15 protein-coding genes and 1 pseudogene are annotated in these 24,193 nt (G+C 70.0%); 10 read left to right on the top strand and 6 right to left on the bottom strand.

Annotation, left to right across the window (positions count from 1 at the left end; all coding sequences use genetic code 11):
- Positions 1-6 precede the first annotated feature (6 nt).
- The 4 genes from Prum_RS31155 (at position 7) to Prum_RS31140 (ending at position 3,936) form a co-directional block, all read left to right on the top strand.
- Positions 7-381: a nuclear transport factor 2 family protein gene (locus tag Prum_RS31155; protein WP_173079714.1), complete on the top strand. Its 375-nt coding sequence runs from the start codon at positions 7-9 to the stop codon at positions 379-381.
- Between the two features lie 385 nt (positions 382-766).
- Positions 767-1,849 (top strand): lytic polysaccharide monooxygenase, encoded by a 1,083-nt coding sequence (locus Prum_RS31150; protein WP_246278203.1) that lies wholly within the window; start codon positions 767-769, stop codon positions 1,847-1,849.
- A 172-nt stretch (positions 1,850-2,021) separates the two neighbouring features.
- On the top strand, positions 2,022-3,044 hold the full coding sequence (locus Prum_RS31145) for an SCO2521 family protein (protein WP_173079712.1): 1,023 nt from the start codon (positions 2,022-2,024) through the stop codon (positions 3,042-3,044).
- A 40-nt stretch (positions 3,045-3,084) separates the two neighbouring features.
- Entirely contained in the window at positions 3,085-3,936 is an 852-nt protein-coding gene (locus Prum_RS31140; RefSeq protein ID WP_173079711.1) for a hypothetical protein, read from the top strand.
- A gap of 10 nt (positions 3,937-3,946) precedes the next feature.
- On the opposite strand, the gene Prum_RS31135 is transcribed toward Prum_RS31140, so the two are convergent.
- The 5 genes from Prum_RS31135 to asnB form a co-directional block, all read right to left on the bottom strand.
- On the bottom strand, positions 3,947-4,888 hold the full coding sequence (locus Prum_RS31135) for an SCO2522 family protein (protein ID WP_173079710.1): 942 nt from the start codon (positions 4,886-4,888) through the stop codon (positions 3,947-3,949).
- Positions 4,885-5,802, bottom strand: a complete 918-nt coding sequence (locus Prum_RS31130; RefSeq protein WP_173079709.1) for an SCO2523 family variant P-loop protein — start codon at positions 5,800-5,802, stop codon at positions 4,885-4,887. The genes Prum_RS31135 and Prum_RS31130 overlap by 4 nt, the downstream gene beginning before the upstream one ends.
- Before the next feature lie 10 nt (positions 5,803-5,812).
- Positions 5,813-7,651, bottom strand: a complete 1,839-nt coding sequence (locus Prum_RS31125) for an SCO2524 family protein (protein ID WP_173079708.1) — start codon at positions 7,649-7,651, stop codon at positions 5,813-5,815.
- A 19-nt stretch (positions 7,652-7,670) separates the two neighbouring features.
- A complete protein-coding gene (locus Prum_RS31120; protein ID WP_173079707.1) occupies positions 7,671-8,414 on the bottom strand; it encodes an SCO2525 family SAM-dependent methyltransferase in 744 nt (247 codons plus the stop codon).
- 117 nt (positions 8,415-8,531) lie between these two features.
- Positions 8,532-10,460: an asparagine synthase (glutamine-hydrolyzing) gene (gene asnB, locus Prum_RS31115; protein WP_173079706.1), complete on the bottom strand. Its 1,929-nt coding sequence runs from the start codon at positions 10,458-10,460 to the stop codon at positions 8,532-8,534.
- A 67-nt stretch (positions 10,461-10,527) separates the two neighbouring features.
- Here asnB and Prum_RS31110 point away from each other — a divergent pair, with 67 nt between their 5' ends.
- Positions 10,528-11,967, top strand: coding sequence for an aminopeptidase P family protein (locus tag Prum_RS31110; RefSeq protein WP_173079705.1), 1,440 nt, complete (start codon positions 10,528-10,530; stop codon positions 11,965-11,967).
- 65 nt (positions 11,968-12,032) lie between these two features.
- On the opposite strand, the pseudogene pulA reads toward Prum_RS31110, so the two are convergent.
- Positions 12,033-17,323, bottom strand: a pseudogene (gene pulA / locus Prum_RS52175) (pullulanase-type alpha-1,6-glucosidase).
- An 86-nt stretch (positions 17,324-17,409) separates the two neighbouring features.
- Here pulA and Prum_RS31095 point away from each other — a divergent pair.
- The 5 genes from Prum_RS31095 to Prum_RS52170 all read left to right on the top strand — a co-directional run bounded on the left by Prum_RS31095 (position 17,410) and on the right by Prum_RS52170 (position 24,192).
- Positions 17,410-18,036 (top strand): NADPH-dependent F420 reductase, encoded by a 627-nt coding sequence (locus Prum_RS31095; protein WP_173079702.1) that lies wholly within the window; start codon positions 17,410-17,412, stop codon positions 18,034-18,036.
- A gap of 10 nt (positions 18,037-18,046) precedes the next feature.
- A complete protein-coding gene (locus tag Prum_RS31090) occupies positions 18,047-18,739 on the top strand; it encodes a methyltransferase (RefSeq protein ID WP_173079701.1) in 693 nt (230 codons plus the stop codon).
- Between the two features lie 797 nt (positions 18,740-19,536).
- Complete coding sequence (locus Prum_RS31085; RefSeq protein WP_173079700.1) at positions 19,537-22,314, top strand: aconitate hydratase; 2,778 nt, start codon at positions 19,537-19,539, stop codon at positions 22,312-22,314.
- Between the two features lie 142 nt (positions 22,315-22,456).
- A complete protein-coding gene (locus Prum_RS31080; RefSeq protein WP_173079699.1) occupies positions 22,457-23,119 on the top strand; it encodes a hypothetical protein in 663 nt (220 codons plus the stop codon).
- Positions 23,120-23,121: 2 nt separating this feature from the next.
- On the top strand, positions 23,122-24,192 hold the full coding sequence (locus Prum_RS52170) for an AAA family ATPase (protein ID WP_173079698.1): 1,071 nt from the start codon (positions 23,122-23,124) through the stop codon (positions 24,190-24,192).
- Position 24,193: the final 1 nt, after the last annotated feature.

Here is a 24,193-nt window from a genome sequence, read left to right as displayed (position 1 = left end):
GCGCGCATGACGACGGCACATGACACCGCGGTGGCGTACTGGGCGGCGGCCGAGGCCCGTGACTGGGTGGCGTTCGCGACCCTCCTCTCCGAGGGGGTCGTCTACGAGCTGCCCCAGACGCGCGAGCGGATCCACGGCCGTGAGGCGTTCGTGCGGTTCAACGTGGAGTATCCGGGCGACTGGCACGTGACCGACGTGCGCGCGATCGGCGAGGGCAGCCGCGCGGCCACCTGGGCGACGTTCGCCGTCGGCGGAGACGAGCAGCCCGCGCTGACCTTCTTCGAGCTGGACGACGACGGGCTGATCGAGCGGATCACCGACTTCTGGCCCGAGCCGTACGCCCCACCCCCCGGCCGCGAGCACCTGGTAACCCGCTACTAGCCTGGCCCGCGCCGCGCCGGCCCGCTCGCCGCGCCCGCTCGCCGCGCCGCGCCCGCTCGCGCGCGCCGATCAAGGCTTTCTCCGTCGATCAAGGGCAAACGGCCGTGCTTTGATCTCCAATCCACGACCCTTTGCCCTTGATCGGCGCGAAAAGCCTTGATCGGCGACACCGGAGCACATAGACGATCGGCTATTGCCGAGGCAATCGATTCATGGTGCAATGTCGATGCCGGTCGGCGCGGGGGCTGACGCGCCGGATCGGTTGCCGGGCAAGGGGCCATGTGAGAGGCGCGTACGTCCGAGATCGGACGGTGCGTCGAGTCCCTTGCGCGCCGCGGCCGTCCTGATCTCCCGAACCTGTGTACTCAAAGCTAGGGAGACCAAGGTGAAACTTCTACGCAGGGCCGCGGCAACCGCCGCCGCCGCTGTGGTGGCCGCGGGCATCATCGCGGTGATCACCCCGGACGCCGCCGAGGCGCACGGCGCCGCGATCATTCCCGGCAGCCGTACCCGCCTCTGCTGGCAGGACGGCCTCAGCTCCACCGGCCAGATCATCCCCAACAACCCCGCGTGCGCGGCGGCGGTGGCCCAGAGCGGCACCAACCCGCTGTACAACTGGTTCAGCGTGCTGCGCTCCGACGCGAACGGCCGCACCACCGGCTTCATCCCGGACGGTCAGCTGTGCAGCGGCGGCAACACCACGTTCTCGGGGTACAACCTGGCCCGCACCGACTGGCCGACCACCCACCTGACGGCCGGCCGCACGATGGAGTTCAGGTACAGCAACTGGGCGCACCACCCGGGCACGTTCTACTTCTACGTGACCAACAACAGTTGGAGCCCCACCCGGGCGCTGGCCTGGAGTGACCTGGAGGCGTCGCCGTTCCTGACGGTCACCAACCCGCCGTCGCGCGGCGCGGTCGGCACCAACGACGGTCACTACTACTTCACCGGCACCCTGCCGACCGGCAAGAGCGGCCGGCACATCATCTACTCGCGGTGGGTGCGTTCGGACAGCCAGGAGAACTTCTTCGGCTGCTCCGACGTCCTCTTCGACGGCGGCAACGGTGAGGTCACGGGCGTCGGCCCCGGCCAGGGCACGATCACGCCGGGCCCGACGACGAGCAACCCGACCACCGGCCCGACCACCGGCGGCCCGAACCCGGGCCCCGGGTCCTGCGCGGCCACGTACCGGACGGTCAGCAGCTGGAGCGGCGGCTTCCAGGGTGAGGTCAGCGTCCGCAACAGCGGCACGGCCGCGATCGCCGGCTGGTCCGTCGGCCTGACGCTGGCCAGCGGCCAGTCCGTCAGCAACCTGTGGAACGGCACACTGTCCGGCACCGCGCCCAACCACACGGTCCGCAACGCCAACTACAACGGCGCACTCAACGCCAGCGCGTCGACGACGTTCGGCTTCGTGGCCAACGGTGCCGCCACCGCACCGGCGGTCACCTGCGCAGTCGCATAACTCCGCACCACCCCCTCGGGGCCCGGCGCCGTTCGCGGCGCCGGGCCCGCTGCACATCGGCGGCCACCCGGACACCGCCGTAACGGACCGTTGTTGCCACACCACCACCGGGTTGCCATCCACCGTCATCATGGGGTCAGATCACATCACCAGATCGGTGTGGAGGCTGCCTGTGGCTTCACTCGCCCCGCCCGCGGGCAGGTCCCGGCCTCGGTCCGGGCGGCGTGGCGGCGCTGGGCCGCGCGCGGTCGCGACGCTGATCCTGGGCGAGGTCCACACCGGCCTCCTGCAGCACGCCGGCGCGGTCGGCGCCGCGGTCTCCGCCGACATCCTGCGGCTCGCCCCCGGCGGGCGGGTACGCACATCGGAACGCCCGATCGCGTACGCCGAGTCGCCCGAGATACTCACCGGCATCGACTGCTCCCTCGCCGGCGCCTCCGGCGGCCAGGTACGCGGCATCGGCACGGTCACCTCCCGCGCCGCCCTGACCGGTGGCCACCTCCTGCAAGGCTCCTCGTACGCCGTACTGGGACCGAGCCGGAACGGCCGGCGGATGTCCTGGGCGCACTACCTGTCGCACCCGGGCCGGGTGGAGCTGATGGGCAAGGTGGGCGCGGACGATCTCGCCGCCGGATTCCTCGCCGACGGCCGGGATCCCGCGCATCTCGACCTCGGCGCCGTGTCCGCGGGCCTGATGGACGCGGTGCAGAGCCGGCCGGAGGTCGACCGCCGGCCGCCGTTTCGCATGGCGCGCACCGAGTTCCGGTGGAGCGCGGTGCCGGGCGCCGGCCGCACCGTCCGGTTCACCGTCGTCAACAGCACGCTGCGCACCGCCCACCTGGAGGTCCCCGAGGACGAGCTGCCGTACGTCGCGCACTTCTGTGCGGACCTCGCGCGGCACGACTGGCTGCTCACGTCCCTGCTGCGGCTCCTGGAGCGCAGCGGAATCGGGGTCAACGCCCGCCGCCGCGTCGTCCACCGGCTCCGACCGGCGGTCGACCACCTGCTGCACCTCTGGATGCCCGCCGCCCGGATGCCGGAGCCGCTCCTGCCGCTGTGGCGGGAACTGGAGCACCGATCCGGCCTCAGCCGGCAGTGGCAGACCTGCGTCGACCGGGTACGGGACCAGATGGACGCCGGGGCGATCCCCTCCCTGGATTCCCCCGACGACGATCCCGGACCGGTACGCCGATGAGCGCGCCGCCGCGCCGGGACGGCGCGACGGAGGCCGGCTCGTGGCTGCGCCGCTCCTGGGCGAACGCCAGCCCGGCACTGCGGGTGGCCTGCGTCGCGATGTGGTCCGCGGGGGCGTGTCCACCGTCCTCGGCGCGATCGGCGACTTCGCCGGCTGGTGGGACGAGCTGCCGTTCCTGACCAACCTCGCCTCGACCGTGACCGGGGCGCTGTTCGGCGTACCGCTGGCCCTGATCGTGCTGCAGGGCTTCACCGCGAACGAGTCGCAGAAGCGCGACCAGCGGGGCGTGGCCACGCTGGCGAAGGCCACCGTCCGCGAGATCCTGCACGACGTGACCGGCCTGACGACCGGCGCGAACGACGTCGGCGAGCTGTACGACCGGATCCGGGTCCTCAACGACGAGCTACTTCCGGCCGCCCGCGACAAACACAGCCAGCCGCTCCTCGTCGCCGCCGTACGCGAATGGCGGGACATCCACGACGTATGGTCGCGGGCGCTGGTGTCCCAGGATCGGGCGCAGCGCCTGCTGCGCGACGCCGCGGCCCGGTGGCGGTTCATGAAGGAGCACGTCCAGCCGCACATGGTGCGCCAGCAGCTCGGCTGGATCTCCACAGAGGACGCCAAGGAGATCGGGCGGCTGCTCACCGCGGCGTCGGTGAGCTACTGGGACCCGGGTGAGCTGGACGACGACCTGGTCCGGGCGATGGACGCCCTACTGACCGCCGACGACCTCCGGCCGCTGTCCCGCTACTTCGCCGGCACCCAGTACGCCATCGCCGCGGGGATCGACGAGCAGGTCGAGCAGTCGCAGGCCGGGCTGGCCGCGACCGAGGCGCTCATCGCGGCGGTACGGCGCCTCGCGGCCGCGCACGGCTGGGCGGAACCGGCGTGACGCCCGCCCGCTACACGAACGCGTAGCGGATCCGGTCGAGCGCCGCCGCCGGCAGGTCGAATCCTTCGGCCATGGCCCGGTCGTCGGTCTGGCGCAGTACGTCGCCGGGGATCGCGACCTGGGAGAGGATCGTACGAACGGCGCTCTCGATCGACAGGAACCGGGCGCCCAGCACCGAGAACGACTGGTACGCGAAGAACGGCGGCGCGTCGGCCTGGAGCCGGACGATCGGGGGCAGGGCCGCCCAGCGCTCAGGCAGCTCGGCGACGTCCTCGGGGATCAGCGGGTTGTCGCCGGCGTTGCGGATCAGGCCGAGGCGGGCCAGCTGCCAGACGGCCGAGAGAAAGGCGCACGACCAGGTACGCCGGCCGCCCCGCTCGTCCCACAGCTCCACGTCGACAAAGATCGAGTGCCGGTTCACGGCGTTCTCCACCGGCGGTCGCCAGCCGTCCGGCACGGCCATCGCCTCCGCGGCGTGCGGTGCGGGCGAGCGCTGCCCGTTGCAGAGCCAGCCGACCTCCGAGGGCGGCGGCCGCGACCCGTTGGTCCCCGGTACCGGCTCGGTGACGAGGCGACCCTCCACGATCGGCGCCAGTTCGGCACACGCCGACTCGCGGACCAGATAGTCGATCCGCAGGCCGCTGTCCCGGGCCGCGTCGACGATCTGCGGCACCAGCTCGCTCGGCGGTCCGGGCTGGGTGAAGTAGTCGTCGATCAGGAAGCAGGTGCTGATCCGGGCGTTCGCCGGGTCCACCTCTTCGCCGCACGCCGCGCGGGCGGCCTGGGCCCACGGCGCGACCTGCGCGAAGTACCGCCGCAGCCGGGCGACGCCGGCCCGCAGGTCCTCCACGTAGAGGTGGCCCACCTCGAAGGACAGGTGGGACAGCGGCACCGCCTCGACGCCGCCGTCCGCCGACGCTTCCAGGAAGACCGCCGTCTCGGTGGAGGTCACAGCCCCTCCCACGCCGCGTCGTCGCTGATCCTCTTCGCCAGCGCCTCGAACGCTTCGACCGTCTCCCGGTTGGCGATCTGCCGCGCGAGCACGTCACTGTCCGAGATGAGCTGCTCCCGCCACTGCAGGACCGGGTCCAGCGGCACCGAGCCCAGCTCCAGCGTCCGGCCGACGCGCCGGTCCGTCGCCAGCTCCCGCAGGTCCCGGTTGCAGTCCCGCAGCCACGCCACCTGAGCGGCCCGCAGCCCGGCCAGCTCCGGCGAGTTCGGGTCGACCACCGCGGTACGCACGAACCGGATGGAGTTGGCGAGCGTGTTGCGATCGTGGCCCCACTGCATGCCGGCGTCGATGATGCCGCGCTCCCCGTACACCAGGCCCGACGCGGCGATGATGTGCTGCCGGGTCCACCGGTGGAAGACCAGCCACCGGGCGGTGACCGGCTGCATCTCCGGCATGGCGGTCGCGGCGAGCACGATCTCCGTGGCGTACGAGCGGCCGGCGCTGAGGTCGACGAACGTCAGCTCGAACTCCTCCTCCAGCCGCAGGAAGAGCCGGACGCAGCGACGGACGACTTCGGTGTCGGTCGCGAACTCACCGCCGCTCGCGTCGCCCGGGTAGAGCACGAGCCGGCCGGCACCGGCGGGCCGGCCGCGCAGGCTGTGCCGGTCGGACTCGGACCAGATGTCCACCGCGTGCGGGTCGGACACCAGGCCCCGGAGGTACGAGTGCAGCCCGCCCCTGTTCGTACCGCGCGCCACGTCGGGCAGGTTGAAGACGGTGCCCGCCGTCGGCGACCCGAAGTCGAAGTCCAGGTAGCAGGTGTCGCTGCCCTGCAACGCTCGCCGGTAGAGGACGTTGCAGCTGGTCACGGAGCGGCCGGTGCCGCCCTTGTCGGAGGTCGCGAAGATGAGCACTGTGGCCTCGCTATAAGGACGTCACGTCGCGTCGGGCCGCGGTGAGCTGATCCAGCTCGCGCAGCACCTCGCTGATCAACGCGACGGCCGTGGCGGGCCGGGTATGCCGGATCCGCCGCGCCCGCTCCAGGGTCAGGCGCATCCCCTGCAGCGCCTTACGCATCGCCGGCCCCGCCTCGCCGGCCCCGCCGAGCAACTCCTGGTCGTAGAGGTGCTCCGCCTCGTACAGCATGTCGTCGGCGTGGGCGCTGACCCGTGGGCTCTGCAACGGCGGGCTGCTGACCAGTTTGGCGGCGGTGACCAGGCTCTCCACCACCCGCTCGGTGTAATACCAGGAGGGATGCTCATCCCGCATCGGCAGTTGGGGATAGGCGCCGGCCGGCTGGTCCCACAGGTATCCGGTGTCGTCCTTGAGGCGCCGCTCCAGCAGGTGATCCCAGATCATGTCGGACTGGCGCAGCAGCTCGCCGCGCCGCTCGGAGTCGTGCATCATCTGCGCGATCCGGAGCATCCGCTTCAGCAGCAGCGGCGAGAAGTCGGCCGCGAGCCAGGTCAGGCGCGACGGTCCGCGCTCCTCGCTGCCGCCGAGGGTCAGCTCCACGCCGGGAAGGTGCAGGCCAAGGGCGTGGTCCCGGTGGTACGGCCGGCTGGTGATCCGGGCCCGGTTGGCCAGCTCGGTGAGCACGTCGCCGACCCGGGCCAGGTCGCTGTCGGTGGCCCGCCGGTTGGCCAGGTCCTGCACGGTCACCGCCGTCACGAGCAGGCTGAAGTAGTCGGACTCGAAGCCGTCGGTGGTGCGCCACGGCACGTCCTCCACCGGCCAACGGCCGTCGCCGAAGCTGGCGATCGTCGACCAGTACTGCTGGGTCAGGTCCCAGCGGCGCTGCAACTCCTGGGCAAGCCGCTGCTGCTCCTCATGGAGCAGGCCCAGCAGACGCGTGCGCTCGGAGAAGAGATCCTCGATGGCGTTCAGCGCCACCACGGAGAAGTAGAGGTACGGCGCCGCCTCGGCCACGCCGTCGGCCTGGTCTCCGACGTCTTCGGTGGTCTCGACCCACGGGGCGTCCTTGACGATCCCCCAGGACCAGCCGCACTCGAAGAGCCGGTTGGGGTTGTCCAGCGACGAGATGGCGTCGTAGTTGACCCCGATCGTGATGTCGCGCAGCGAGGCGCGCACCTGGGCCAGGGCTCGCCGCAACGCCTCGATGACCTGGCGCTGGGGCAGGCCCTGCTGGTTGGCGGTGCGGATCAGCTGTTGCCCCTCCGCGGAGTCCGCGTCCATTACGTTGACCGTGAAGCTGCGCAGCAGGCCGATCAGGGCCGCGCTCAACCGCTTGCTGGCCATCTCCTCCAGGTGGTCGATCTCGCGGCGAAGGCTCTCCCGGGTCACCTCGGCCGCGAACCCCCGCAGGAAGCTCAGCGTCGCCAGCGACAGCGTCACCGACATCGCGAACGAGTCCACCACGTCCGTCGCCGCCTGCGCCGCGGTCGGATCCCCGTCGTCCTCGGCGCACCGGAAGTAGCTGTCGCCGGCGAAGGACGGCGCGCCCGAGGCGTCCGTGTACCGCTCCATGTAGTCGGTGATGACCCGGATCAGCACCTGGGGCACCTCGACCGCGTCGCCGAGACCGCGGAGCGCGGACAGCACGTCGTCGGCCGTCTCGTTCGGCCGGTCGAGCCGGAACGCCTCCATGGAGGTGGCCGGCAACATGATCGAGAGCAGTTGCTCGGCGTCGCTGATCGAGTTGGTCCGGTCCTTGCTGCCCCAGATCCACTTGCCGTCCTGAAGGGACGATCGGGTGGTGGCCTGCCAGATCTCCAGGAGCTGTTGCCGGGGCTGGATCTTCATTGGCTCCTCCTCCCCGGGTCTACCGGCGGCCGGCGTGGCCGAGCGCCAGGATCATGCCGTCGTATCCCTGCCGCAGCGGCGTCTCAGTGTCGATCTTGTGTATGTCCACATTATGAGCGATGGCTTCAAGGGTACGGGCCACGTCGTCGGCGACGATCGGCACCGCCGGAAACGCACGCTCGCCCACGACGTACCCCTGCGAATGCGCCATGAAGGCCGCGGCGAACGGCGCGCCCGGCACCAGGCAGCCGACGAACTTCGCCATCGCCAACTCGAACTCGGCGCGCTCGCCGGACAGCGACTCCGCGACGAAGAACATCGTGCCGATGTCCCACCGGGCGGTGGGGAGCCGGAAGATGTCACCCTGCCGCACGGTGGCCACCAGGGCCAGCTCCAACCGCGGGTCGCGCACCGGGCGGTAGCGGGCCTTGCCGGCGAGCTCGCCCCAGAACTTGTCCCACAGTCGGGAGTATCCCATCACCTCGTGACGTAGCCAGTCCACGTTGGAGCTGGCGCGGTCCCACAGCGTGATCTCGTCGCAGTACGGCAGCATGGCCAGCGCTGGATAGAGGTTGGCGCCGGTGCCGACGTCGATCCCCCGGAGGAAGCGCCCGCACGTGGCGGCGAAGTGGTCCCCGATGCGATCGATGATCACCTGATCGTCGTCGCGCAGGGTCCGGTAGTTGTGGTCGAGGTACCAGCCGGTGTCGAACGCGTCCCACGGCTGGCTGGAGTTCGCTGACGAGGAGTACGGCGAAGTCACGCCACGCGGCTCCTCTCGTCGCCGGCTACTCAGCTGTCGGCGCGCTGTCCTAGGTCCGCCGTGGCTGTCTCCGCACTCTACCGGTGACCAGACAGATACGGAACGCTCCGGTTGGCGCTACCGCACCATCGAACCGACCACCGGCTTGGTGAGCAGGGCCGACGGATTGCGCTGGATGCCCGGGTCGAGCGACCGCTCCACGAAGATGGCATGCCAGACGCAGAACACCAGGACCGTCCACACCTTGCGGGAGTGATCGGCGGTGCCGCGCTTGTGCTCGTCGAGCAGGCGCTGGGCGTACGACAGGTCGAGCAGGTCGCCCGCGCCCGAGGTGGCCAGGATGTCCCGGGCCCACTCGTACATCTCGCCGCGCAGCCACACCCGGGTCGGGGTGGGGAAGCCGAGCTTGCGCCGGTTGACGATCGCCGGGGGTACGACGCCTTCGAGGGCGCGGCGCAGGGCGTACTTGGTGGCCGTGGAGCGGGGCGGCAGCTTCAGCTCGACCGGCAGGATCGACGCCACGTCGAAGACCTCCCGGTCCAGGAACGGCACCCGCACCTCCAGCGAGTGAGCCATCGAGATCCGGTCCGCCTTGACCAGGATGTCCCCGCGCAGCCAGGTGTGCAGGTCGACGTACTGCATCTTGGTGACGTCGTCGAGGTCGGCGCACTCGGCGTAGATCGGCGCGGTCACGTCGGTGTACCGGACCGAGCCGTCGTTGCGGCGCATCAGGTCACGCTTCTCCGCCTCGGCGAACATCCGGGCGTTCCCGTAGTAGCGGTCCTCGATGCGCGTGGTCCCGCGTTCCAGGAAGCTCTTGCCCTTGACGCCCTGCGGGATCACCTTGGACACCGCGCGGAGGCCGCGCTGCATCGGGTCCGGCAGGCTCTGCACGGCGTGCAGCGACAGCGGCTCGCGGTAGATGGTGTAGCCGCCGAAGAACTCGTCCGAGCCCTCGCCGGACAGCACCACGGTGACCTGCTCGGCGGCCTTCTTCGCCACGAAGTACAGCGGCACCAGGGACGGGTCGGCCACCGGGTCGTCCAGGTGCCACACGATCCGCGGCAGGGCCTCCATCATGTCCTGCGGCCCGATCACGGTCGGGATCGTGGTGACGTCGAGGTGCCGGGCGGAGTCCTGGGCCACCTCGATCTCGGAGTAGCCGTCCACGTCGAACCCGACGGTGAACGTGAGGATGTTCGGGTTGAACTCCCGGGCCAGCGCCACGATCGCGGTCGAGTCGATGCCGGAGGACAGGAACGCGCCGACCGGCACGTCCGCGCGCATGTGCATCCGTACGCTGTCGCGCAGAGTCTCGCGGATCCGGTCGTACAGCTTCTGCGGGTCGTCCGTCGGGCTGGGCCGGAAGACCGGCCGGTACCACCGCACCACGTCGATGCCGGCCTCGGGAGTCCAGCGGAAGAGCTCGCCCGAGCCGACCCGCTTGATCCCCTCGTGCAGGGTGCGCGGCTCCGGCACGTACTGCAGGGTCAGGTAGTGCGACAGGCTGGCCGGGTCGACGACCTCCTGCGCCAAGAACGGCAGCAGCGCCTTCTTCTCCGAGGCCAGGAAGACGCCGTCGCCGGTCTCCAGGTAGTACATCGGCTTGATGCCGAAGTAGTCGCGGGCGCCGAACGCCCGCCGCTCCTGGCGGTCCCAGATCACGAACGCGAACATGCCGCGCAGCCGGGGCAGCATCAGCTCGCCCCAGTGGTGGAACCCGGCGACGACCAGCTCGGCGTCCCCCTGGGTGGCGAACTTGGCGCCGAAGTCGCGGGCCAGTTCCTCGCGCAACTCCAGGTAGTTGTAGATCTCGCCGTTGAAGGTCAGCAGGTAGCGGCCGTCCGCGTACGACAGCGGCTCATGGCTGGACTCGACGTCGATGATCGAGAGCCGCTTGTGCGCGAAGACGGCGTCCGCATCTACCACTTCTACGCCGGTCTCGTCCGGCCCTCGGTGGTGCAGGCACTCCAGCGCCCCCGCCACCGCGTCCCGCTGCGCGCCCGCCTCGCCCCGAGACGAAAAGAAAGCCAGGATTCCACACATATGCACCATTCTGACACCGGGTACCGTCGGATGCTGGGAAACCGGGACTTACGGGAGAGTCGAAGAGATGAACGAGCAGCCACGGACGGAATCACACGACCCCGACTACCCGGAGCGGCTCCTCGAATTCATGCGCACGGGATGGCGCGACGAGCCATTCGGTGTACCCGAACGGCCGGAGGCCACCGCGCACGCCGCGCGCCGGGCCGCGGTCTCCGCGGCCTTCGCCGGCGACTTCCTCGTCGTGCCCACCGGTCCCGAGCGGGTACGCGCCAACGACACCGCGTACGCCTTCCGGCCCGGCAGCGACTTCGTCTACCTGACCGGTGACCACGAGCCGGGCAGCGTGCTGATCATCCGGCCGGACGGCGAGCTGGTGCTCTACACCCGCCCGCGCGCGTCCCGGGACAGCGACGAGTTCTTCCGCAGCCGCGACGGCGAACTGTGGGTGGGCCGGCGCCAGACGCTCGCCGAGAAGGCCACCGAGCTGGGCCTGACCACCGCGCCCCTGGCCGACCTGCCCGCCGCCCTCGCCAACTGCCCGCCCGGCCGTACCCGGGTCCTGCGCGGGCTCGACCCGGCGGTCGACGCGGCCATCCTGCCGTACGACGTCGAGGAGGCCGGCGCCCGCGACCGCGAGCTGGCCACGTCGATCGCCGAGCTCAAGCTGATCAAGGACGCGTGGGAGATCGCCCAGCTCCGGGACGCGATCGACGCCACGGTACGCGGCTTCGAGGACGTCGCCCGGGTGCTGCCGGCCGACCGGGGCGTGTCCGAGCGGCTGATCGAGGGCGTCTTCGGCCTGCGCGCGCGGCACGACGGCAACGGCGTCGGGTACAGCTCGATCGTCGGCGCCGGATCGAACGCCACGGTCCTGCACTGGATCCGCAACAACGGCACCACCACCCCGGGCGAGCTGCTGCTGATGGACATGGGCGTGGAGGGCCCCAACCTCTACACCGCCGACGTGACCCGCACGGTGCCGGTCTCCGGCACGTTCAGCCCCCTGCAGCGGCAGGTCTACGACATCGTGTACGCCTCGCAGCAGGCCGGCATCGACTTCATCAAGCCCGGCGTCAAGTTCAAGGACGTGCACCAGACCTGCATGCGGGTGCTCGCCGAGGGCCTCGCCGAGCTGGGCATCCTGCCGGTGAGCGTCGACGAGGCCATGTCGAGCGACTCCACCGTGTACCGCCGGTGGACGCTGCACGGCTTCGGTCACATGCTCGGCATCGACGTGCACGACTGCGCGAAGGCCCGCAAGGAGAAGTACAAGGAGGGCGAGCTGGAAGTGGGGTACGTGCTGACCGTCGAACCCGGCCTGTACTTCCAGCCCGACGACGACCTGGTCCCGGCGGAGCTGCGCGGCATCGGCATCCGCATCGAAGACGACGTCCTGATCACGGACGCGGGCGCGGTCAACCTGTCAGGCGGCCTGCCCCGCCGGGCTGATGAGGTGGAGACGTGGCTCGCCTCCCACCGTGAGCTCGGCCTCCGCCTCCCCTGAGCTGAGTGCAAGGAAGGGCACCTTGTTATCGCTTTTTGCATAACAAGGTGCCCTTCCTTGCAACATCAACTGCGCACGTACACCGCTACGCTGCGGGGCGGGACCGTGAAGGTGCCGGTGGCCGCGTCGAAGGAGGCCGTGCGCAGCAGCGGGTCGGCCGACTCGCGCAGCACCGGGTGCAGCCTCACGTCCGCCCCGCGCAGCGCCGGCACCGTCTGCGTAGCCGATGCCGGAGTCGCGTTGAAGACCACCGTCACCGAGTCGCCCAGCCGCATCGTGATCACTCCGGGCGTCTCCGCCGACCCGGACAGCGGGAACGACAGCCGCCGTTGCACCTCGGCCGCGCTGCCCAGGGAGAACAGCGGCGACGACGCCCGGATCCGCAGCAGCTCCCGGTAGCGGGCGTCAGCGAGTCCGATCGCCGCGCAGTCCGGCACCAGGGCCGGGTCGGCGAGCAGCGGCCGGGCGTACGGCCACTTGTCCTGGTTGTCGGCCGCTGGCGGCAGCCCGGCCCCGAAGCCGTTGCCGTCCGCGCAGTCCCAGCGGATCTGGTTGAACCAGTCCCCCGAGTTGTACGAGTTGCGGTCCAGCGACTTGGACCGCAACCGCTCCGAGCCGGCCGTCACGAAGCCGACGCCCTGCCCGAGCACCACAGTGGACAGCGCGAGCACCTGCATCCGGGCCCGGTCCGCCGCGCTCGTCCCCGGCGGCAGCTTGTACGCCAGCGCGTCGTACAGGATTTCGTTGTCGTGCGCGTCGACGTACGTGACCGCCTCCCCTGGCGCGGCCGTGTACCCGGCCGGCGAGCCGTTGTAGTCGATGTCCGCGCCGGTGACGGCCGCACCCGACGACGACGTGAAGCGGTAGCCCGCCAGGTTGCCGGTCAGCCCCACCTTGATCTGGTCCTGCTGGTGCAGCAGCCGGGCGCGCTGCTCCACGGTGGACCCGTTCACCGGGTCGCCATTCGGGTCGGTGTAGAGCCCGGAGGCGAAGCCCTGCCGCCGCGGGTTGGCGTCGAACGGGCCGCCGCCCCGCACCGCGTCGCGCAGCCGGTCGTTGAACGTGCCGATCCCGGTGCCGGCCATGTTGGCCTGAGTCGCCTGGACGAACCGCGCTCCCCCGGCCACCTCGCCGAAGTCCCACCCCTCGCCGTACAGCAGGATCGCCTTGCCGTCGACGCCGTCCTTGCGAACCGTCAGCCGGTCGAGCGCCGCACGGACCGCCAGGATGTTCGCCTTGGGGTGGTGACCCATCAGGTCGAAGCGGAAACCGTCCACCTTGTACTGCTTGGCCCAGGTGACCATCGAGTCGACCACCAGCTTGCCCATCATCGCGTGCTCCGGCGCGGTGTTGGCGCAGCAGGTCGAGTTGGCGACCGCCCTGTCGGGCAGGAGCCGGTGGTAGTAGCCGGGCACGATCTGGTCCAGCACCGACCGGTCGTCCACACCGGACGCCGAGGTGTGGTTGTAGACCACGTCCATCACGACACGCAGGCCATCGCCGTTCAGCGCCGCCACCATCTGGCGAAATTCCTGGGTACGCGCGTCGGGGTCCACCGCGTACCCGCCCTCGGGCACGGTGTAGTGCAGCGGGTCGTACCCCCAGTTGTAGCCGTCGCGGTCGGCGACCTCGGCGACGCACGCCTGCTGCTTGTCCGAATCCGGCGGCAGCGCCGCCAGGTCGCACGGCGGCGTCGCCTGGTCGGCCCGGCGCTCCGGGATCGTCGCGAAGTCGAACGCCGGCAGCAGGTGCACGTGGGTCACGCCCGCCTGGGCCATCGCACGAAGGTGCGCCGCACCCGCGCCCGAGCCGGTGAACGCCGCGTACGTGCCCCGTTGCTCCGGCGGCACCGACGCGTCGGCGATGGAGAAGTCGCGGACCGACAGCTCCTGGATCTGGGTACGCGTCGTCGGCACCGACGCCGGCTTGCGCAGCGCGTCCCAGCCCGGCGGCTTGACTGCGGGGTCACTCAGGTCGGCGACCAGGCTGTGCGTCGAGTCAGGGGCCAGCGCGACCGAGTACGGGTCGGTGACCGACGCCGTGACGACTCGCTGGACGGCCGGCTGCCACGCGGTGACCCGGTACTTGTAGTACTTCCCCTGCCAACTCCCGGTCGCCGACCAGACGCCCGACTTGTCGTCACGGCGCATCGGCACGACCTGCGCTGTCGCCGCCGGCGTGTCGTAGAGCTCCAGCGCGACCGCCTGCGCGGTCGGCGCCCACACGGACAGCGTCGGCCGGCCACGTTTGAAGGTCGGGCCGAGAGACGTACCGGTCGCGGAGGAATACACGTCGTCGAGAACACCCGGGATCTGCACGCCGGTTGCGGCCAGCAGCTTGCCCTCGTGGTCCCGCTCCGTCACCACGAGCTGCCCTTGCAGAGCGTCCTTCACCAGCCCTCGGTGCCGCCGGTCGACCGTCAGCACCCCGTACTGCCACAGGTGCGGGAACTTCGCCCGCTGCGCCTCGGTGAGGCCGTTGCGCCGCGCGGTCAGCGGAATCGTCGAGTACGATCCGACCAACTCGCCATCCACGATGGACAAGCCGCCAGCGGGCGCCACCGCGAGGGCGTACCGCTTGCCGTCCGTGGAGGTGGTCTGCCAGGCGACGGTGGACCGGTCGATCCAGTGCGCCCTGGACTTCGTGATGTCCTTGTCGCCGCCCGCCGTGACCGGCACGGGCAGGAGCCGCTGCGGGGTGGCCGCCAGCAACCACGCCTCCCGGCCGGCGGTGCCGAAGTCGAGCCGCTGGTCGTCGGGCAGGTCCTTGGTATCTCCCTTGTGGACGATATAGCTGAGCCCGGTCGCACCCGCGGCCAGCGGCACCCGGAACGTCACGCCGAACGCGTCCCGGGACGCCGGCTGCAGCGGCGCGCCCCAGTCGGTCGGGCTGGCCGCGCCGTCCCACACGTGCAGCCCCAGCCGTCGTAGTCGCCGGCCTGCCGCCGGTAGTGCAGGATCGCCACGCCGTCCTCGACGGGCGGCTTGTCATGGCTCAGCCCGACCGCGGGGTCGCCCTGCTTGAGCCAGACCTCGCCGTGCTGGGTGACGTCGACGAAGCGGTCCGCCTCGACGTCCTTGACCCCGGCCGAGTTCACCACGAGGAAGCCGACGTTCTTCGCCCCCGGCTTGAGCTTGACCCAGGCGAACCGGCCGTACGCGTCCTCGCCGGCGAACGGCTGCCCCGCCGGCCACTGCGTCTGCCACGCCGGATCGATGTCGCCCCACGTGTAGAGGCCCCAGTCGTCGTACCCGCCGGCCGGGCGGTTGTAGTGCACGACGAGCCAGTCCCGGCTCCCGCCCTGCGGCGGCGTGGCCACGGTGGCTCTCGACCTCACCGACGCGGTCCTTCCCTCGCTGTCCCGTACGACCGCCTGGTACTCCAGCTCCGCCCCGGCCGGCAACCCGTTCAGGTCGTGGAAGACCCGGTAGGGCGCGCGGTCCGCGGTGCCGAGCACCTTCCACTGTCCATCGTCCACCCTCGCCGAGACGGTGACTGTGGCCAGCGGGTCGCCGGTGACGTTGGCCACGACCTCGGCGCGCCCGGCGGTGGGTCCGCTGGGACCGGTCAGGGTGACCGTGGGCGCGCCGCCCACCGGGATCGGCGCGCCGGCCCGGTACACCACGGCCGACAGCGGCGGGACGGTCAGCGTCAAGCGCGCCCCGCCCGCAGCCGTGCCTTCGCCGTACACCTCGGTAAAAGAGCTGGACCAGGTGTCGACGGTGACGGTCCGCGCGGTGCTGGCGTTGTTGACGGCCGCGACGTACTCGACCCGCTCGCGCGGGTCGACGCGGGAGAAGGCGAAGACGCCGGGCCCGCTGTCCGCATGTCTTGTCACCTGTACGCCGTCGCGCAGCGCGGAGTGGCCGGCGCGCAGCGCGGACAGTTCGGCGATGGCCCGATAGACCGGGTGCGCGGTGTCGTACTGGTCGCTGGCGTGGGTGCGGTCGGTGCCGAGCAGGTCGTCGTCGAGGTAGTCCGGCGTCTTGGAGGCGAACATGTCCTGCCGCGCGTCCTTGTCCCCGCCCGGCCCGGTAAAGCCCTGCTCGTCGCCGGAGTAGACGACCGGCTGGCCGCGGGTCAGGAACATCAGCTCGTGGGCGAGCACATCGCGGCTCAGGTGGGTGGCGGGATCGGTACCACCGCCGGCGATGAAGGAGCCGATCCGGCCCATGTCGTGGTTGCCGAGGAAGGTCGGCATGCGGCCGGCGCCGGTGTCGCGGGCGGTGTAGAGGGCGTCCGCGGCGTACAGGTCGGCGAGCGCCTGGGCGGATCCGCCCGCGGCGACGTAGTTCCGGGCCGTCTCCTGGAACGGGAAGTCCAATGTGGCCGGTAGCTCGCCCTGCCGGACGTACGTCGAGGTGAACTGCGGATCGGCGCTGTAGACCTCGCCGAACATGAAGAAGTCGCGTGGGGCGACGGCCTCGATGCCGCGGGTGAACCGTGGCCAGAAGTCCATGTTGACGTGCTTGGTGGTGTCGATGCGGAAGCCGTCGACGCCCATCGAGGTGACCCAGTCGGCGTAGATCTTCGTCATGCCCTGGACCACCTCGGGGCGTTCGGTCCACAGGTCGTCGAGGCCGAAGAAATCGCCGTACTCGCTGTTCTCCCCGGAGAACGTGGAGTCCCCGCGGTTGTGGTACATCGTCGGGTCGTTGAGCCACGCCGGCACCTTGACCGTCGCGTCGGCCGGGGTCGGGAAGACCGGCGTGTACGGGAACGACTTGGCGTCCACCGTGGGGAACGCGCGCGAGCCGTCGGAGTAGTTGCGGTCCTCGAACGGCCGCCCCTGCGCGTCCCGGTACGGCTCGGTCGCCTTGTCGACGTACCCGTATTGGTTCTCGGCGTACCGGATGACGTCGGCGGTGTGGTTGGTGATGATGTCCAGATAGATCTTGATGCCGCGCTGGTGTGCCTTGCCGACCAGCTCGCGCAGGTCGGCCTTGGTGCCGAAGTGCGGGTCGAGCGCGGTGAAGTCGGTGATCCAATAGCCGTGGTAGCCGGCCGAGACGTCGGCGCCGCTGCCCTGGACCGGGCGGTTCTTGAAGACCGGCGCCATCCAGACGGCCGTGGTGCCCAGGCCCTGGATGTAGTCCAGCTTGTCGATGATGCCGCGCAGGTCGCCACCGTGGTAGAAGCCCTTGTCGGCCGGGTCGTACCCGCTGACCAGCCGATCAGCGGCGAGGCCGCCACGGTCGTTGCGCGGGTCGCCGTTGGCGAAGCGGTCCGGAAGTACGAAGTAGAACTGCTCTGCCCTGTGGACTGTCCCTTGTGGAGCGGCAGCCGGCGCCGGTGAGCTCACCGGCACGGGAGCGAGGGCAAGGACGAGCGCGGCGGCGAAGGAGCGCAGCTTCATCGACGGTCTCCTGCATCGTGGGGTGACCGCACGCTAGCTCTTGCAGAAAGATTCTGCAAGAGTTTGCAGCGCGATACTCTCGAACGATGAACATCGGCATCATCGGCTCGGGCCACATCGGCGGCACCCTGACCCGACGTTTCCAGTCCCTCGGCCATCACGTGACCGTGGCGAACTCCCGCGGCCCGCAGACGCTGACCGCCCTCGCCGCGGAAACCGGCGCCAAGGCCGGCACCATCGAGGAGGCCGCCGGGGACGCACAGGTCGTGGTCATCGCCGTACCCGTGAAGGCCGTCCCGGACCTGCCCGCCGCCGCGTTCCGCGACAAGATCGTGGTGGATGCCAACAACTACTACGCGACACGGGACGGCGACATCCCGCAGATCGTCGACCGGGCCGTGTCCTCCAGCCGATGGACCGCCGAGGCGCTGCCCGGCGCCAAGGTCGTCAAGGCGTTCAACACCATGACCGCCGGGCACCTGCTCGGCCTCGGCCGCCCCAGCGGCGACCCGACCCGGATCGGCCTGCCCGTCGCCGGCGACGACGCGGACGCCAAGCGCACCGTGATGGACCTCGTCAACGAACTCGGCTTCGACCCGGTCGACGCCGGCACGCTCGACGAGAGCTGGCGGCAGCAGCCGGACACCCCGGTGCACGGCGCCGACCTGGGCGCGGCGAAAATTCGAGAGGGCCTGGCCGCCGCGAAACCCTAGACTCCGCGGCATGTACCGGCCGACGGTCTCCGACGAGTACGCCCAGCGGATCCGCCAGTGGCACGAGAACGCGTACGCCCAGGCCCGTGCCGAAGCCGGCGACGGCCAGACATTCGACTACCTGGGGCTGACGCTGGTGGTGCCACCAGACGTGCACCCGATCAACGCCATGTCCCACCTGCTCGGCGAGGCGGTGCTGGCCGAGGTGCGCGCGGGCGACCGGGTGCTCGACATGGGCACCGGCTGCGGCGTCAACGCGATCCTCGCCGCCTCGAAGTCGACCGACGTGCTGGCCGTCGACGTCAACCCGCACGCCGTCGCGACCGCCCGGGAAAACGCCGAGCGCAACGGCGTCGCCGACCGGGTCGAGGTACGCGAGAGCGACGTCTTCAGCGCGGTCGACGGCGACTTCGACCTGGTCGTCTTCGATCCGCCGTTCCGCTGGTTCGCCCCGCGCGACCTGCTGGAACGCGGCAGCACCGACGAGGACTACCGGGCGCTGACCACCTTCTTCCGCCAGGTACGCGATCACCTGCGCCCCGGCGCCCGGATGCTGATCTTCTTCGGCACCTCCGGCGACCTGGGCTACCTGGAGCGCCTGGCGGCCGAGGCCGGCTTCCACTCGCGGATCCTCGCCAACCGCCGCCTGAAAAAGGACTCGTGGCAGGTCGACTACTACACCTTCCACCTATCCCTCCCGTAGCCCCCACCGCGCCCTCTCTCCGCGTCGATCAAGGGCGAATGGTCGTGCTTTGATCTCCAAACCACGACCATTTGCCCTTGATCGACGCGGAAATCCTTGATCGGCACGGCGAGACGGGCAGGCAGCGCCGAGGACGGCCAGGGTCGGCCGCCGTGTATCACGCGCTTGCCAACGAGGGCGGTATGCCGCCTTTACCCCCTCGGCGATCGACACACGTATAGATCTTGGTGATTTACCGTCGCCCTAACGACGATTTGCCACCAAGATCTACCAAGATGGCCATGCAAATGCGGCATATCACCCGAACGAAGATCATCTACGCCGTGCCATGCATGAGTCCGTGGACCGAGCTGCCGTCCCGGCAACAGAGTCATCAACATCCCGCGCGGACCCGCACCCCGGCAAGCGGTCCATCCCCGCCCCGCGCTCCCGCGTCGATCAAGGACTTTTCCGTCGATCAAGGGCAAACGGCCGTGGATCGGAGATCAAAGCACGACCATTTGCCCTTGATCGACGGAAAAGCACGGGCGGGCACGGAAAAGCACGGAAAGGCGCGAGAGGGGCAAGGAGGGGCACGAGAGGCGCGGGAGGGCGCGGGAGAGGGCGGGAGAGGGGCGGGAGGGGCAGAGGAGGAGGGGGTGGGGTTGCGGGGAGTAGCAAGACGGACGTACGGTTTACTTTGCGTACCCGCCCGCTGCCTGCGGTTAGGGCTGCCTAACTCGGGCGACGGCTGTCGGGGTGCGAAAGACTGAGCTGGCGTAAGCGGCACGGTAAATACGGGCAGGAAGGAGTACGACGTGGCGAGCCTCGACACCTTCGGTGCGAAGAGCCGGCTCAGCGTCGGTGACGCGAGCTATGAGATTTTCACGATTGACAAGGTGGACGGGCACGCGCGCCTGCCGTACAGCCTGAAGATCCTGCTGGAAAACCTGCTGCGCACCGAGGACGGCGCCAACATCACGGCCGACCACATCCGGGCGCTGGGCGGCTGGGACCCCGCGGCCGAGCCGAGCGTGGAGATCCAGTTCACGCCGAGCCGCGTCCTGATGCAGGACTTCACCGGCGTTCCCTGCGTGGTCGACCTGGCCACCATGCGCGAGGCCGTCCGCGATCTGGGCGGCGACCCCACGAAGGTCAACCCGCTCGCCCCGGCCGAGCTGGTCATCGACCACTCGGTCATCGCCGACCTGTTCGGCCGTGCGGACGCGTTCGTCCGCAACGTCGAGCTGGAGTACCAGCGCAACCGCGAGCGATACCAGTTCCTGCGCTGGGGCCAGACCGCGTTCAACGAGTTCAAGGTGGTGCCCCCGGGCACGGGCATCGTGCACCAGGTCAACATCGAGTACCTGGCGCGCACCATCATGGAGCGCAACGGCCAGGCGTACCCGGACACGGTTGTCGGCACGGACTCGCACACGACGATGGTCAACGGCCTCGGCGTGCTCGGCTGGGGCGTCGGCGGCATCGAGGCCGAGGCGGCGATGCTGGGCCAGCCCGTCTCCATGCTGATCCCGCGCGTGGTGGGCTTCAAGCTGCACGGCGAGGCGCCCGCCGGCACGACGGCCACCGACCTGGTGCTCACCATCACCGAGATGCTGCGCAAGCACGGTGTGGTCGGCAAGTTCGTGGAGTTCTACGGGCCGGGCGTGAGCGCGGTGCCGCTGGCCAACCGGGCCACCATCGGCAACATGTCCCCGGAGTATGGCTCCACTGTGGCCATCTTCCCGGTCGACGAGGAGACGATCCGCTACCTGGAGCTGACCGGCCGCTCAGCCCAGCAGGTCGCGCTCGTCGCGGCGTACGCGAAGCGGCAAGGGCTGTGGCACGACCCGTCCGCGGAGCCGGACTACTCCGAGCGGCTCGAGCTCGATCTGTCCACAATCGAGCCTTCGCTGGCGGGCCCGAAGCGCCCGCAGGATCGCGTCCCGCTGGGCAACGCCAAGACGCTCTTCCGCGCCGCGCTCAAGAACTACGTGCAGGAGGAGGGCCCGGCCGACGAGTCGTCGGCCGAGTCGTTCCCGGCCAGCGACCCGCCGGCGTACGCGCACGCCGACGATCCCGCGGACGCACCGCGTGATCTCGTGTCGGCCGCCGCCGGCGCCAACGGCCGCCAGTCCAACCCGATCAGGATCAAAGACGACGATGGTACGGAGTTCGAACTGGACCACGGCGCGGTGGTGATCGCCGCGATCACGTCCTGCACCAACACCTCCAACCCGCAGGTCATGCTCGGCGCCGCGCTGCTGGCCCGCAACGCGGTCGACAAGGGACTGTCGCGCAAGCCGTGGGTGAAGACCACGCTCGCGCCGGGGTCCAAAGTGGTCATGGACTACTACGAGCGGGCCGGGCTGACGCCGTACCTGGAGAAGCTGGGCTTCCACCTCGTCGGGTACGGCTGCACCACCTGCATCGGCAACTCCGGCCCGCTGCCGGAGGCCATTTCGGCGGCCGTCAACGAGGCCGACCTGTCCGTGGTGTCGGTGCTGTCCGGCAACCGCAACTTCGAGGGCCGGATCAACCCGGACGTGAAGATGAACTACCTCGCGTCCCCGCCGCTCGTGGTGGCGTACGCGCTGGCCGGCACGATGGACATCGACCTGGCCAACGAGCCGCTCGGCAACGGGTCGGACGGCGAGCCGGTGTACCTGCGGGACATCTGGCCCAGCGCCACCGAGATCGAGGACGTGGTCGCCAAGGCGATCGCCAGCGAGATGTTCACCCGCGACTACGCGGACGTCTTCGCGGGTGACGAGCGGTGGCAGTCGCTGCCGACGCCGACCGGCAACACGTTCGCCTGGGACGGTGACTCGACGTACGTGCGCAAGCCCCCGTACTTCGAGGGCATGGCCCACCAGCCGCAGCCGGTGAACGACATCACTGGCGCCCGCGTGCTGGCCCGGCTCGGCGACTCGGTGACCACCGACCACATCTCCCCGGCCGGTTCGATCAAGCCGGACTCCCCCGCCGGCCGCTACCTGGCCGACCACGGCGTGGCCCGGCACGAGTTCAACTCGTACGGCTCCCGCCGGGGCAACCACGAGGTGATGATCCGGGGCACGTTCGCCAACATCCGGCTGCGCAACCAGCTCGTGCCGGGTGTGGAGGGCGGGTTCACGGTCAACCACCTGACCGGCGAGCAGACCACGATCTACGACGCTTCGGTCGCGTACCAGGCGGCCGGCGTGCCGCTGGTGATCCTGGCCGGCAAGGAGTACGGCTCCGGTTCGTCCCGGGACTGGGCGGCCAAGGGCACGATGCTGCTGGGTGCGCGGGCGGTCATCGCCGAGTCGTACGAGCGGATCCACCGGTCCAACCTGATCGGCATGGGCGTGCTCCCGCTGCAGTACCCGAAGGGCGAGACCGCCGAGTCGCTCGGCCTGGAGGGCACCGAGACGTTCTCGATCACCGGGATCGAGGCGCTCAACGAGGGCGGCACCCCGGCCACGGTCCGGGTCACCACGGACACCGGCGTGGCGTTCGACGCGGTGGTCCGCATCGATACGCCCGGTGAGGCCGACTACTACCGGCATGGCGGAATTCTGCAGTTCGTCCTGCGCAAGATGCTCGCCAGCTAGGCACTACCAGCTGAGGGTCCGGCGCACCGCGTCGGACCCTCATCCTTTGCGGCGGCAATTAGATCCCGTCGAACGCTATGTCTCGTAACAGTAACGATCCATACTGACCAGCACGGAAAAGGCCCTACCGAGGGAGGGCGCCATGCTGGGCAAACGGGTCATTCCTGTCGTCGTTGCCGCGATGCTCCTACTGACGGCCTGCGGTGCCCCGGAGTACGAGTACGTCAAGAACTCCGACCACAAGACGTACTTCAAGATCCCTAGCACCTGGGAGAAGGTCAACCAGGACTCGCTGGACGAGTGGGCGGTCGGGGCCGACCCCAGCTCCGCCACCGCGAAGATCCGGGACCAGTTGCTCTGGACAGTGGCGTACGACGCCGACGCCGACGACCCAGCGGTCTCCCACGTGTACGGCATGCTGCCCACCCCCAAGCCGGTGGCCTGGGCCAAGGTCGAGCAACTCCTGCCCGAGCAGAGCGACTCCGTCTCGTTCGACGCCCTACGCAACGCGGTCATGCCGTTCACCACGGACGCCCGCGATGCGGCGACGCAGGCCGGCTCGATGCTGACCGACTTCGAACCGCTGCGCGACGAGGTGCTCACGCCCGAGAAGGGCCTGCACGGCGTCCGGGTGGTCTTCAACTATTCGCTGCTGGGCCAGTTGCACACGTTTGACCTGACGGCCCTGGTCAACGACGACGCGAGTCTTCTCTACATGCTCTTCATCCGCTGTACCGCGAAGTGCTACGCGGACCGCGCCGACGAGCTCGAAGGCATCGTCACGTCCTTCACGGTGAGGAGCTGATCATGACAGAGCCGGCGATCCACGTGGAGGGCTTGCGCCCACCCGACGAGGGCCCACGCGACGACCACCGGCCCACCCGGCCCAAGCTGCCGCTCTGGGATCGGATCAAGTTCATCCTGCTGCTCTCGCTGTTGTGGCTGATCCTGGTGTGGGCCTCGATGGCCGACAACCCGCTCCTGCCGTTCGTGGACGCGGCCCGGCTGGAAGCGCGCGAGTCCTTCTGGATCTTCGTGATCATGGGTGCGGAGGTGCTCCGGCAGCTCCACTTCCTGATCAGCGAACGGTGGTCCGGCTACCACCTCTTCTGGACAAACCGGGTGTTCGGCGGCTTCGAGCGGCTGACCCACCGGCGGTTCAGCGACTGGACCCGGTTCCGGTTCGCTCGGGCGATCAAATGGGTGTTCTGGATCGTGATCCTGGCGTTCGTGGCCGGCGCGGTGCTGGACACCTCGCCGGTGCTCGCCATGTTCGAGATGCCCTCGATCATCTGGAACCTGCTGCCGTTCATCCTGCAGCTCGTCTTCATCCTGCTCTTCGTCGTGCTGCAGTTCGTCGCGATCTTCTGGTTCCTCTCCAAGGGCGGCGTCGAGACGTACTACCCGGACGACATCAAGACCCGCTTCACCGACGTCTGGGGCCAGGACCACGTCGTGGACCGGGTCAAGGAGAACATCCTCTTCCTGGAAAAGCCCGAGGCGATCGAGACCAAGGGCGGCTACGTCCCCGGCGGCATCCTGCTGTGGGGCCCGCCCGGTACCGGAAAGACGCTGATGGCCGAGGCGATGGCCGGCGAGACAGGACGGCCGTACGTCTTCGTCGACCCCGGCGCGTTCGCCAACATGTTCATGGGCGTCGGCATCCTGAAGGTCAAGTCGCTGTTCCGCAAGCTGCGCAAGCTCGCGCTGCGGTACGGCGGCGTGATCGTCTTCTTCGACGAGGCCGACTCGCTCGGGCGGCGCGGCGCGCTCGCCCAGGGCGGGCCGGGCTTCCCCGTGGCACGACGCCGGCCCCCTTCCAGCACGACGGCTGCCACGGCTTCTCGTACCTGTCCGAGCAGTCGCAGTGGCTGCTGAC

Origin of the sequence: Phytohabitans rumicis, from assembly GCF_011764445.1 — a bacterium.
GTDB classification, from domain to species: Bacteria; Actinomycetota; Actinomycetes; order Mycobacteriales; family Micromonosporaceae; genus Phytohabitans; species Phytohabitans rumicis.
This window is presented reverse-complemented; position numbering and strand designations above follow the sequence as displayed.

What these genes read in the sequence shown, in the direction of transcription:
- asnB (WP_173079706.1), bottom strand. Translation starts at nt 10,460, where the DNA reads ATGTGTGGAATCCTGGCTTTCTTTTCGTCTCGGGGCGAGGCGGGCGCG.
- Prum_RS31095 (WP_173079702.1), top strand. Translation starts at nt 17,410, where the DNA reads ATGAACATCGGCATCATCGGCTCGGGCCACATCGGCGGCACCCTGACC.
- Prum_RS31090 (WP_173079701.1), top strand. Translation starts at nt 18,047, where the DNA reads ATGTACCGGCCGACGGTCTCCGACGAGTACGCCCAGCGGATCCGCCAG.
- Prum_RS52170 (WP_173079698.1), top strand. Translation starts at nt 23,122, where the DNA reads ATGACAGAGCCGGCGATCCACGTGGAGGGCTTGCGCCCACCCGACGAG.
- Prum_RS31155 (WP_173079714.1), top strand. Translation starts at nt 7, where the DNA reads ATGACGACGGCACATGACACCGCGGTGGCGTACTGGGCGGCGGCCGAG.
- Prum_RS31080 (WP_173079699.1), top strand. Translation starts at nt 22,457, where the DNA reads ATGCTGGGCAAACGGGTCATTCCTGTCGTCGTTGCCGCGATGCTCCTA.
- Prum_RS31110 (WP_173079705.1), top strand. Translation starts at nt 10,528, where the DNA reads ATGAACGAGCAGCCACGGACGGAATCACACGACCCCGACTACCCGGAG.
- Prum_RS31125 (WP_173079708.1), bottom strand. Translation starts at nt 7,651, where the DNA reads ATGAAGATCCAGCCCCGGCAACAGCTCCTGGAGATCTGGCAGGCCACC.